Source organism: Roseburia sp. 1XD42-69 (assembly GCF_003612565.1).
Classification (GTDB): Bacteria; Bacillota; Clostridia; order Lachnospirales; family Lachnospiraceae; genus Roseburia_B.
The window spans coordinates 1-10,200 of the sequence record NZ_RAZG01000086.1; the positions used below are offsets into that span (position 1 = coordinate 1).

A 10,200-nucleotide genomic window follows, 5' to 3' on the forward strand; every position below is an offset into this window, starting at 1 on the left:
GGAGGATGAGGAATTAAAAAAATCAGCATGAACTTTCAACTTTTTGTGTCCAAAGTATTGACATAGGTCCACTCTTTCACATAAGACGTTACGCGCTGCAAGTCTGCAAGGACAAGTTGGCGTGATTTTCTTCCCGGCTTTCTCAAAGACGGTTTCGGCGGTTTCCCGTTTGAAATATTCGTCAAACGTATGAAGCTGCCGCGCTTCGTCTAAGGTCATGTCGGAAAAGGTCACTTCCTTTGCCTTGTGTCTGCGAAGCTCTCTATGAGTGTCGCACGCTTCATTGTGCAATACCGTATTACAAAACTTCTGAAAAGCACACTGTTTGTAAAACTCCCTGCTATTAGGTTCCACATTCTCACCTCCTTTCTCGTTGGAAAGTTGGTGGTGCTTCCCCCTTTTCGCGGGGCAATACTGCCTTTTGAAAAAAACGCCGAAGATTTTCGGATTTTTTTCAAAAAATTTTTTGAGTAGCAAAATACGCCTGTCCGAAAAGCCCGGACAGGCGTATGGGTATTGTAAGCGGTATTCAGATGATTAGACAGTTCATATTGATAGACGTAGTTTTCCCCGGCGGTGGTCGGGCTTTTTTTGATGTGTCAATGACCGTCGGATTTTGTCGATATGGTATGTGCTTCATGGCGGCTACCTCCTTTAGCCGCCGCTTTCAACAGTGATACCGCGTCATTTCTTGAGAAGATAAAAAGAAACGGCGGCTTTGATATTTCAAAACCGCCGATAGATTAGATATTGCGTAAAAAGGCATACAAAAATATCTGCTCCTCTAACGGTTTTTTTCTTTCCCCGTTAGGGGAGCAGATAATAGTAATTAAGGATTGTGTACGGTTCAAAGAAACTTTCCCCTAAAGATACCTACTTCTTTAGTTGATAGAAGTCATAAAATGCAGCGTGTTTAGAAATAAGTTCTTCAAATGTGCCATGTTCAATTATTTTGCCGTCTGCCATAAATACAATTTCGTCATAGAGTGTAAGAATATCGCTGCTCATATTATGAGTAATAGTAAGTAGCGTTAAATCAGATATTGCCAATAGCCTGCTTTCAATATCATACGCAGTTTGCATATCAATAGCAGACGTACCCTCGTCTAAAATCAACAGTGGCTTCCTACGAATTAAGGCTCTTGCTACGGCAATTCTTTGTTTCTGTCCGCCGGAAAGGTTATCTCCATTTTCTCCAACGTGATATTTAAGTCCGTTTGGTACTTGCTCAATAAACTGTGATAAACCACTATCAGACAATACGGATTGCAATTCTTCTTTACTGAAATCTTCGTGTAGGCAAATATTGTCAAAAATACTCTCATCAAACATATAAACATTCTGATGAATGACCGACGATAGCGCAGTTATTTTATCAATATTCAAAACAGAAAGACTATCTGCGTCATATAGTACATCACCTTTGAAATTAGAGTAATATCCGGCAATCAGCTTAATAAATGTAGACTTTCCACACCCACTCTTGCCGACAAAAGCATATTTTTTCCCTTTATCAATGGATAGTGAAATACCGTTTATGACTTCGTTTTCCTTATCATAGGAAAAATGCAAATCATCTACATAAATCATTTTTTTGAAAGAGGGTGATTTTTTTGTATTTGTGTTCTGTTCCTTGTAATCTGAAAGGTTATTTAGCTTCTGTGTAATTGGTTTTATACTCTTAATTTTGGGAATATTGCTAAAAATAATCAATAATGGATTTGCAAGGTTACTGCTTACCTGTACCATGCCTAACAAGGCTCCTGCACTGATACGACCAATGATAATGAAATATGCAGAAAGAAAAACAACAACCACTTGAACAAGAAGCGCAAGCACCATAGAAACCGCTTCATTTGCCGCAATCGCCTTGTCAACAGAATATTTTGCTTTTATAGTGTCCTCGTTACTTATTTCAAATCGTGAGAGGACATATTTTTTCATTCTATAAGACTTGATAACCTCAAAACCGGATAACAGGTCTTTTACATGGTTTGTAAAATCGGACAGCATATCAGAATATTTATCCTGTCGTTTGGAGAGTAGTCCTCCGAATAGACTGGGTACAACAAGCATGATAGCGATTGCGATAATCACGCAGACTGTAACGATAATGTCAAAGTAAATCATTACAGCAAGGGAAGCTATAAAAATAATCGTATACTGGATAACTTGCAACAGGGGCAGTAAATAGTTATCTTCAATCATTTTTACATCATTCGTAATTGCGGATAAATAATCAGCAGTATTATTTTTAGAGTAGTCCTCAATCGTGTGACGTTCAATTCCTATAAAGGTTTTAGAACGGACAGCTTTCATAATTTTACAGACAAATTTTTTGCTAAACAAAGATTGTAGGTACATGAATAGTCCCATAAGTGCAAAGTAGGCTAAAGAAAAGAGTAGTATTCTAATAAAGCCGTCCATATCGCCCATATCTACAATATCCATAACTTGTTGCAATAAGATAGCAATAAATACATAAGATAGAGAACTGATTGCAGTAAATAATGCGGTAAGGAAAAGCAAGAATTTGTATTGTTTTAAGTATCGTATCATATAGCGGTGTCCTCCTATTTTCTGTTAAAAAGTATATCGCAGACAAGTCCTACTGCCCCTAAACCAAACAGGCAGGTGGCGGCTGATTTATAGCCTTTTTCGGATAAATGTGCAGCCCCTATCATAAGTCCGATTTCTGCCGTAGCAGATATAGACTTAGATACAATGCGGAATGACCGCTTTTTCCATGCTTCATTTGCGGCAACTTCAATTTTGTTTGCAGCATTTTCAATTTTTGGGTCTAATTTTGACATACTATTCTCCTTTCATACATTAAGACGGTATGTATATGCTTAAAAAATAATACCTTACGAATGAATGTATAGTTTGAAAATAAAACTGCCTTTTGCAAGGCAATTTTATCTATTCGCCTATGTTTAAGTGCTCAAAGTAATTCTGTGCCATACCGAAAATTTCATCATCAATAATCGGCAAGTTCATACTATCTAACAAATATTTGATAAATGCAAACTTTGAAAGCAGTTCTTCCGGGGTTGCAGGATAGACAGAGGGAATTAACCAGAAATTTGTAAGTAATGGCAAAAGTTCAGATAGTTCTTTTGCATACCCGGTTTGGATAGAGCCGTCCGCTATTCCCTCTTGAATAAGTTGCAACCAAAGAGGGGCAATCAATTTCCTGTTTGTATCAGCCAGTTCAGCCAACAAGCGGGGATTTTTCAAAAGAGGTATACTCTGTTTTCCAAGTTCAATCCTATCATTATCTGCGTGGTTTAACTTAATGACTTCACGCATTTTTTCTAAACCATTTAGGTTCTTCTGATTTTGTACGGTAACAAATGGATTGTTGTCAAAAAAGAGTTTCCCCCCTAATGCGTCAATAATTTCCTCTTTTGACTTGAAATGATGATAAATTGCTCCTTTCGTCAGTCCGCCAAGTTCATTTACAATATCTTGAATAGTAGTATTGTCGTACCCCTTTTCCATGAATAACCGCTGTGACACTTCTAATATCTTCTCAACGGTTATTTCTGGATATTTATTACGCGCCATGTATCTACCACCTTCCATTTCATTCGTTTGGTATGTATTATATTCTTTTTGCGTCTGCTTGTCAAGATACATTCAGCCGGTATTTAATTGCACGGCAGAAAAATATGATTTATTTTGGCTAACTAATAGAACTGCGTAGACATATTCAAAAGCAAAGGTGAACAGTAAAATGTAATAGGGTGAATAACTATGGCAAAAAACCAGTACCGAAATATGACTTCAAGGCTTTCGGGGCAGCGATAAAGGCAGCGCGTGAAGGACGTAAGGAGAGCCGCAAGAAAGTAGGCGACGAAATGTTTATCTCGCCGCGCTACCTTGCGAACATTGAGAACAAGGGGCAGCACCCAAGTTTACAGATATTCTTTGAGCTGATACAGCGTTACCATATATCCGTAGACCAATTCCTGTTAGACACGCCCGCCGTAAAGGACACAAAGCGGCGGCAGCTTGATGCGCTCCTTGACGGTATGAGCGATACGGGCATACGGATTGTGACCGCAACGGCAAAAGAGATTTCCGAAGTCGAAAAAGAGGGCGAATAGAAATGTCCGGCTTAAAACTGAACAGGATTTAGAAAGCGTTGTAATCTTTTTTGAGATTGCAGCGTTTTTCTTTTGCGTAAGTTTGGCAAAATCGCTTTTTCTCCGTAGTAAGGGATAAGAGCCTAAAGGATAAAAACATTCGTAGCAAGCATAGGAAGCGGGTACCCACTTCCGTATTTTCGCCCTCCCGCGCTGCGGCTCGTCGGTTGAAAATGGCTTGTTGGGAAGTGTCCCAAACCCTCGGAACGGAAAGGAAAGGAGCGAACACATGGACGGACGCAAAAGGACGGTGCAAATCAAATTCAGAGTGACGGAAGCGGAACGGGATTTAATACTGGAAAAAATGAAGCTCGTACCCACCCGGAACATGGCGGCATATCTGCGGAAGATTGCCATTGACGGGTATATCATTCAGATAGACCATAGCGACATTAAGGCAATGACCGCAGAGATACAGAAAATCGGTGTCAACGTCAACCAGATAGCACGCCGCGTAAACGCGACGGGAAACGCATACCAAGAGGATATAGAGGAAATGGTAAACGATCCTAATTGCGTAGCAAGGAGCAGTAGGAGATGGGCATTCAGTGAAATTGAAAATCAGATTAAAAGTATTTGGGTATATGACAAAGAGAAATAAACCCTACAAAAGACAAACCGCCGCACTATGGCCATCATCCGTCATATGCGGCGGTCTGCCTTTTCCGCAGGCAGGCCGGGCGGCCTGATTTGGAAAGCGGGGAAATCAGAGGTAATATGCTTACACGACCAGTATCGGCTGTACGCTTATAGTCATTTCGTGCAATTTATGGGAGTTTCGTGCAATAGGATTTGATAGGATACCCCATAATCCGATATAATTTATGGTGGAAATAAACACAGAATTGAGGGAAATGCGATGAAGATAGCGGTCTGTGATGACAGCAGGGAGGACAGGGGTGCGCTGCGGGCGCTGCTGGAAGCCTGCGGGCATGATTTTGAAATAAGGGAATACGGTTCCGGCGAGGAGCTTTATGCGGATATGGGGTATGTGCGGGAATGCGGCATTGTGTTCCTTGACATCAACATGGAGGGTATGGATGGGCTGGAGGCGGCGGGGAGGATCAAGGCGGAATGCCCGAAGGTACATATCGTGCTGGTGACCGCCTATGTGAACTATGCGCTGGACGGGTACAAGGTGAAGGCCAGCCGGTTCCTCTTAAAGGATGACCTGGAACAGACTCTGCCGGAGTGCCTGGATGACATCCTAAGGGAGGAGCGGGTGGTGGAGTTCGGCTTCGTGGAGGGAACCGTGCGCCTGCGGGTGGATGACATCATCTATATTGAGACGAGCAGGCACAAGAACGTGTTCTACACGGCGGGGGAAACATACAGCATCTACAAGAAGATGGATGAGCTGGAGACGGAACTGGCGGGGATGGGCTTCGTGCGGATACACCAGAGTTTCCTTATCAACATGAGGTACATCGGGAAACTCAGCAGCTATGTCATGGTTCTGACCACCGGGAAGGAGATATCAGTGCCGAAGTCCAGATACCCGGAAGTGAAGCGGCAGTATACATTGTTTAAGGGGGCGGAGTGATCATGGCATTGTGGGTACTTTCATTCTGTATCATGGCGATAGAGGCATGGGGGAGCGTATATTTCTTTGATACCTTTTTGAAGAAAACGGATGTGGGGTGGCTGGGAAAGTGCAGATATGTTGTTTTGTATTTTGCTGACATGGTAGTGGCGCTATTAGGAGGACATTTTGATTTAATGGGAATCAAGGTCATGCTGATAATCCTTGTTTCCATCACATTCTGCACAGTGTTTTACGAAGCGGGCTGGAAACAGCGTATCTTCTTTTCCGGGCTGAATTATGCGTTGCTGTTTCTGACAGACCTTTTTTTCTTGCAGATAGAAAATATGTCCATTTCCCCAAACGTGGTGCTTACTTTTCTGCTTCTGCCCTCAAAAATGCTCTGGCTCTGTTTGGTGTTCATAGTCCGGAAAATATGGAAAGGACAAAACAATTATGGAGAACTTTCCCGTAAGGAGTGGCTGAAATTTTCCATGATTCCGCTGCTCACTGTGGCATCCATGCTGCTAATGGGGGTCATGGATGGCAAAATCAGCAATCATGCCTTTGGAAACAAACTGCTTCTGGCAGAACTCCCGGACAAGGACAGCGTACTGGTCGGGCGGTATCTCTCTTGGGATGGTAAGCACCCACCGCCTTGCAAGCTGGGAGTTCCATTGTTTTTCCACCGCTTCGGCGGCATTCCATAGGGTATTGCGGTCTGCATACGACCGTGGGGCATTTGCCGGGAGCAGGATTTCATTGTGGACGATACCACGCTTTTCCGGGTAGTGCTTCACTTGCTGGTCGTATTCACAGAACAGCTTTTCGCCGCTTTGGTAAGCAGCGGCGGCAACCGCAGACTGCCGCTGGCTTCGCTGCACAATCGTGATTTCATTGTGTGGACAGGGCATTTCGTGTCCCTCCTTTCTATGCTTGGTGGATGGGGTGGCGTTTTACCACCTCATTTTGGGCAGAAAAAAAGCAGGAGACCTTTTTCAGATTTCCTGCTCGGTGTGCCGCTGTGTGAGCGGCGGGTATTTAGTTGTAAAAGTTCGGGACAAGTTGACCCGATGTATAAGAAATAATAAACCAGAAGTTTACAAGCTAAATTTGTTACAACAAAAATGTAAATACTCTTTAACCGATATTTCTTTGCTATTCAAAATTCCAATAGCAACAAATATAACTTCTGCAACTGTAAGATAGCAGTCTTTCAAATCAAAAATAAAAAGGGTAGGTATCTGCAAAAAATCTAAACTTCCACCCCAAAACAGCTTATCAATCAAGCTACATAAACATCCCGATATGCCACAAATCATTATTATTTTTACCCAAAAACTTATATGTGCTCTTTTTGCCTGATATAGCATATATCCTGAAAAAAAGAGGAACAAAACAAACACATTCAATAAAATGGTAACAAACGGACTTGATAATAATTCGAAGAAATTTCCAGCATAAGATAAACGAGTATTTAGTTCTGGATTAAATCTTAAAACTTTGGCTATTATATCAAATTCGCATTTCATAAATACTTTTGAAATTACTATTTTAACCGTCTGGTCAATTAGAACCAATAATGCCACAGGTATAATAAACGGCTTAAACTTTTCCATCAGTAACACTTCCTCTCAAATTATTATTTTGTTATTTTTTCTTTTTCGATTTAGGGGTAGGCAATTCCTTATACATAGCATTAAACAATCCTGTCAAAAACTCTTTATTATCAACTTCATCTACCAACAACATTTCTTTTGCTCCCTCGTAAGGTAACTCATACGAAACCGTTGGCATATAACTTATTGCTGATTTTACTGGTTTGACAAGTAATCTATCATCATAGATACCGCCTACAATCTTACCACGATAATAAATGACAAATTCGCCCATCATAGCTCGATAGGTAATTTCATTCAAGCCAGATAACTGACCTAAAATAAATTCTAAATATTCTTTGCTGGATGCCATAACTTTACCTCAATTTCTAAATTTATTACTGACTTCATTATACTTTATTGCTTATCGAAAAGATAGCATATTTTATGAAACTTGTCGGCTGGGAACAGCTTGCATTGCAAGGTGTCCCCAGATGGCAAGTCCACAAAAGGGTAGCTGGCGGCAGCCAGCGCAGGGGAAGCGTAGCGTCCCCTGTATGATTTGGAGCAGACCATGACTGCGGAAAATCAAAGCCCTCCGGCGAGGAGCCTTCGGAGAACGCAATGCACCAACCTCTGGGTGGTGTATAATTGCGCCCTTAGTAAACTAAGGGTTTTCCGGCTTCTCCCGTTCCAGCAGTTTCTTCAATAGTTCCTGCGTGTCCTGCCTGTGAAAAATGATTTTGAGCAACACCATGACATCATCATCTGTCAGGCGTTCCGGCTCTTGCAGAAAACTTTCCAGCATACCGCCACGGGTACAGAGCCGGTGCGTCCGTTCCTTTCGAGTAAGCTGCTTTAACTGGTGCTGCAATGCCTTTTCATCATTGATGGCTTTCCGCAGTTTCTTTTCGCTTTTTTCCAACTCCCGGTTGAGCTTTTCCAGCTTTGAGGTATCAGGCAAGGGCAGCGTCCTCCTTTCCCGGTATCAGCACATAAATCCTGTTTGGTTCTCCAATGCCCTGACGCACCCGCATGATAAGTCCGGCGGTTTCCAGTTCATTCAGAGAACGCTTGACCGTCATAGAGCTACGGGACAGGACTGCGGCAATGGCTGTAACAGGGAAGCAGACAAACAGGATTCCGTTCTCATCCTCCTGTCCTTTGGATAGCATAGCGTCCAGCATCCGGCAGTACATGACCTTTGCGGTGCTGCTGACCGGAAATCCTGTCAACGCTCTTGGAAAAGCCATACAGGGCGGCAATGGTGTGTCTATCGTCATAAATTCAAAATTCATTCGGTGTGTTCCTCCTTTTTCTTTGCTCGTTTGGATAAATAACGGGGGCAGTCAATCACAACCGCCCGGAAGCTCTGCTTGCACCCATGCTGGCATTTCCGGCATAATTCGTTGTAAGTGACACGCCCCCGGTCATTGAGGTAAAAGGAAAGCTCATTCTTCCTCTTTTTGCTCATTCTCGGCATATTGCGCTTCCTCCCGTTTTAGTGTATGGTTTCGGGACGATTTTCGGCAAAATTACGGTCATAGAGCCGCTTAAAATCTCCCGAAGTATCAGCGATAGGGTAGACTATCCCCTTATCAGATTGTCGTGTTTCGGTATCATTTCGGTGTCAGTTCGCCAGTTCTCCCCGGTGTCGTTCCTCCCCTGAATCTCACAGCGGCGTATCGCTCCCTTTGGTACGCTCGTTTCGGTCAGGGTTCCTCCACATCCCTGCCAAAAGTCATGGCACTACATCGCCGGGGAAGCATATCCCACACAGGCTGGTCATTCGATTGGAATAATCCATCGATGAACTACCTGTATCATAGAACATTTTTGTGCCCTGTGCCGTATGTCCACAAAGTAGGAATTAGGGGTAAAAATCAGAAATTTCCACGATTGCGGAATTGATATGGTATAATCAATTCAACGGTTATAAATGTCGTCAGAAAGGGGGAACTGCTTCAATGAACGGAGCTACTACAATACAGGAACGGCTAAAAGATTTACGATTAAACAAAGGATTAAAACTGGAAGAACTGGCTGAGCAAACGGGTATTTCAAAATCGGCTCTTGGCAGTTATGAAAAAGATGACTATAAGGAAATCAATCATGGCAACCTTATCCTGCTGGCAGATTTTTATGGGGTGTCCCTCGATTATCTCTTTTGCCGGACAGAGAACCGGGCGGAGATCAACACGCCATTAAGGGAGCTGCATTTGAGTGATGAGATGGTAGCACTTCTGAAAAGCGGTCGGATTAACAACCGTCTGCTGTGCGAACTTGCCACCCATAAGGACTTTATCAAGTTTCTTGCGGACATTGAGATTTATGTGGATGGAATTGCCACCATGCAGATTCAGAACCTCAACGCCCTTGTCGATACCGTCCGGCATGAAATCATTGAACGGTATCGCCCCGGCGAAGATGACCCCCATTTGAAAGTGCTGCAAGCCGCCCATATCAGTGATGATGAGTATTTCAGTCACATGGTTCTGGATGACCTCAACCTGATTATCCGGGATATTCGGGAAGCCCACAAAAAGGACAGTGAGAGTGCGCCCCAGACTACCGTTGCTGATGAACTGAAAGAAAATCTGGAAGCGGTCGAAAATTTCAAGGGCAGCCGGGATGAAAAGCTCGTTGTACTTTACTGCAAGCAGCTTGGTATCAACTATAAAAATCTGTCAGACGAAGAATTTCGCTGGCTCATTCGTATTCTCAAAAAGTCAAAGAAAATGGGAACGCCTATCAGCCAGAGGAAAAAACGGTAAAGAAAAACCGCTGTTGCATGGTTTGTTAGCTTCCATGTAGCAGCGGTTTTTGCTGGGATTATTCAGTTGAATTTTTAGGGAGTGTAAAATAAAGTGTGTAAGTTAGAAATACAATAAAACTAACTGCATACTTTATTTTTCTATATAAGGTGTGC

At 42.7% G+C, this 10,200-nt stretch carries 14 protein-coding genes and 1 pseudogene; 5 read left to right on the forward strand and 10 right to left on the reverse strand.

What is annotated here, in order from left to right; all coding sequences use genetic code 11:
* The 4 genes from D7Y06_RS21750 to D7Y06_RS21770 form a co-directional block, all read right to left on the reverse strand.
* A partial coding sequence (locus tag D7Y06_RS21750) for an RNA polymerase subunit sigma (protein WP_243119440.1) occupies window positions 1-354 on the reverse strand: 354 nt, incomplete at its 3' end.
* A 519-nt stretch (window positions 355-873) separates the two neighbouring features.
* A complete protein-coding gene (locus D7Y06_RS21760) occupies window positions 874-2,559 on the reverse strand; it encodes an ABC transporter ATP-binding protein (RefSeq protein ID WP_120409696.1) in 1,686 nt (561 codons plus the stop codon).
* Window positions 2,560-2,573: 14 nt separating this feature from the next.
* Window positions 2,574-2,813, reverse strand: a complete 240-nt coding sequence (locus tag D7Y06_RS21765) for a hypothetical protein (RefSeq protein WP_120409697.1) — start codon at window positions 2,811-2,813, stop codon at window positions 2,574-2,576.
* A 109-nt stretch (window positions 2,814-2,922) separates the two neighbouring features.
* Complete coding sequence (locus tag D7Y06_RS21770) at window positions 2,923-3,570, reverse strand: TetR/AcrR family transcriptional regulator (protein WP_120409698.1); 648 nt, start codon at window positions 3,568-3,570, stop codon at window positions 2,923-2,925.
* Between the two features lie 179 nt (window positions 3,571-3,749).
* Here D7Y06_RS21770 and D7Y06_RS21775 point away from each other — a divergent pair, with 179 nt between their 5' ends.
* The 3 genes from D7Y06_RS21775 to D7Y06_RS21785 all read left to right on the forward strand — a co-directional run bounded on the left by D7Y06_RS21775 (window position 3,750) and on the right by D7Y06_RS21785 (window position 5,694).
* Complete coding sequence (locus tag D7Y06_RS21775) at window positions 3,750-4,112, forward strand: helix-turn-helix transcriptional regulator (RefSeq protein ID WP_120409699.1); 363 nt, start codon at window positions 3,750-3,752, stop codon at window positions 4,110-4,112.
* Window positions 4,113-4,380: 268 nt separating this feature from the next.
* Window positions 4,381-4,752 carry a plasmid mobilization protein gene (locus D7Y06_RS21780; RefSeq protein ID WP_243119441.1) on the forward strand — a complete coding sequence of 124 codons (372 nt, stop codon included), beginning with the start codon at window positions 4,381-4,383 and terminating at the stop codon, window positions 4,750-4,752.
* Window positions 4,753-5,010: 258 nt separating this feature from the next.
* Window positions 5,011-5,694 (forward strand): LytR/AlgR family response regulator transcription factor, encoded by a 684-nt coding sequence (locus tag D7Y06_RS21785; RefSeq protein WP_120409700.1) that lies wholly within the window; start codon window positions 5,011-5,013, stop codon window positions 5,692-5,694.
* A 509-nt stretch (window positions 5,695-6,203) separates the two neighbouring features.
* On the opposite strand, the pseudogene D7Y06_RS21790 reads toward D7Y06_RS21785, so the two are convergent.
* Window positions 6,204-6,557: pseudogene (locus tag D7Y06_RS21790) on the reverse strand (MobA/MobL family protein); the annotation flags it as partial.
* On the opposite strand from D7Y06_RS21790, the gene D7Y06_RS27395 reads away from it, so the two are divergent.
* The gene (locus D7Y06_RS27395) at window positions 6,438-6,761 is read left to right on the forward strand and encodes a hypothetical protein (RefSeq protein WP_243119442.1); all 324 of its coding nucleotides are present in this window, start codon (window positions 6,438-6,440) and stop codon (window positions 6,759-6,761) included. The pseudogene D7Y06_RS21790 and the gene D7Y06_RS27395 sit on opposite strands and share 120 nt — an antisense overlap.
* Before the next feature lie 12 nt (window positions 6,762-6,773).
* Here the strand turns inward: D7Y06_RS27395 and D7Y06_RS21795 are convergent, their stop codons facing one another.
* From D7Y06_RS21795 to D7Y06_RS21815, 5 genes are all read right to left on the reverse strand, one after another.
* The gene (locus tag D7Y06_RS21795; RefSeq protein WP_016218015.1) at window positions 6,774-7,292 is read right to left on the reverse strand and encodes a signal peptidase II; all 519 of its coding nucleotides are present in this window, start codon (window positions 7,290-7,292) and stop codon (window positions 6,774-6,776) included.
* Between the two features lie 31 nt (window positions 7,293-7,323).
* A complete protein-coding gene (locus tag D7Y06_RS21800; RefSeq protein ID WP_058966403.1) occupies window positions 7,324-7,644 on the reverse strand; it encodes a TfoX/Sxy family protein in 321 nt (106 codons plus the stop codon).
* Between the two features lie 294 nt (window positions 7,645-7,938).
* Window positions 7,939-8,235 (reverse strand): DUF3847 domain-containing protein, encoded by a 297-nt coding sequence (locus D7Y06_RS21805; protein ID WP_120409701.1) that lies wholly within the window; start codon window positions 8,233-8,235, stop codon window positions 7,939-7,941.
* The gene (locus tag D7Y06_RS21810; protein ID WP_120409702.1) at window positions 8,228-8,569 is read right to left on the reverse strand and encodes a DeoR family transcriptional regulator; all 342 of its coding nucleotides are present in this window, start codon (window positions 8,567-8,569) and stop codon (window positions 8,228-8,230) included. Before D7Y06_RS21810 ends, D7Y06_RS21805 begins: the two co-directional genes overlap by 8 nt.
* Entirely contained in the window at window positions 8,566-8,754 is a 189-nt protein-coding gene (locus D7Y06_RS21815; RefSeq protein WP_120409703.1) for a hypothetical protein, read from the reverse strand. Before D7Y06_RS21815 ends, D7Y06_RS21810 begins: the two co-directional genes overlap by 4 nt.
* A gap of 484 nt (window positions 8,755-9,238) precedes the next feature.
* Between D7Y06_RS21815 and D7Y06_RS21820 the strand changes: the two genes are divergently transcribed.
* Window positions 9,239-10,045 carry a helix-turn-helix transcriptional regulator gene (locus tag D7Y06_RS21820; protein WP_006060470.1) on the forward strand — a complete coding sequence of 269 codons (807 nt, stop codon included), beginning with the start codon at window positions 9,239-9,241 and terminating at the stop codon, window positions 10,043-10,045.
* Window positions 10,046-10,200: the final 155 nt, after the last annotated feature.

Excerpts from the sequence above, each read along its gene's own strand:
- D7Y06_RS21770 (WP_120409698.1), bottom strand. The coding sequence starts at position 3,570 with ATGGCGCGTAATAAATATCCAGAAATAACCGTTGAGAAGATATTAGAA.
- D7Y06_RS21810 (WP_120409702.1), bottom strand. The coding sequence starts at position 8,569 with ATGAATTTTGAATTTATGACGATAGACACACCATTGCCGCCCTGTATG.
- D7Y06_RS21785 (WP_120409700.1), top strand. The coding sequence starts at position 5,011 with ATGAAGATAGCGGTCTGTGATGACAGCAGGGAGGACAGGGGTGCGCTG.
- D7Y06_RS21765 (WP_120409697.1), bottom strand. The coding sequence starts at position 2,813 with ATGTCAAAATTAGACCCAAAAATTGAAAATGCTGCAAACAAAATTGAA.
- D7Y06_RS21815 (WP_120409703.1), bottom strand. The coding sequence starts at position 8,754 with ATGCCGAGAATGAGCAAAAAGAGGAAGAATGAGCTTTCCTTTTACCTC.
- D7Y06_RS21800 (WP_058966403.1), bottom strand. The coding sequence starts at position 7,644 with ATGGCATCCAGCAAAGAATATTTAGAATTTATTTTAGGTCAGTTATCT.
- D7Y06_RS21780 (WP_243119441.1), top strand. The coding sequence starts at position 4,381 with ATGGACGGACGCAAAAGGACGGTGCAAATCAAATTCAGAGTGACGGAA.
- D7Y06_RS21760 (WP_120409696.1), bottom strand. The coding sequence starts at position 2,559 with ATGATACGATACTTAAAACAATACAAATTCTTGCTTTTCCTTACCGCA.
- D7Y06_RS21820 (WP_006060470.1), top strand. The coding sequence starts at position 9,239 with ATGAACGGAGCTACTACAATACAGGAACGGCTAAAAGATTTACGATTA.
- D7Y06_RS21795 (WP_016218015.1), bottom strand. The coding sequence starts at position 7,292 with ATGGAAAAGTTTAAGCCGTTTATTATACCTGTGGCATTATTGGTTCTA.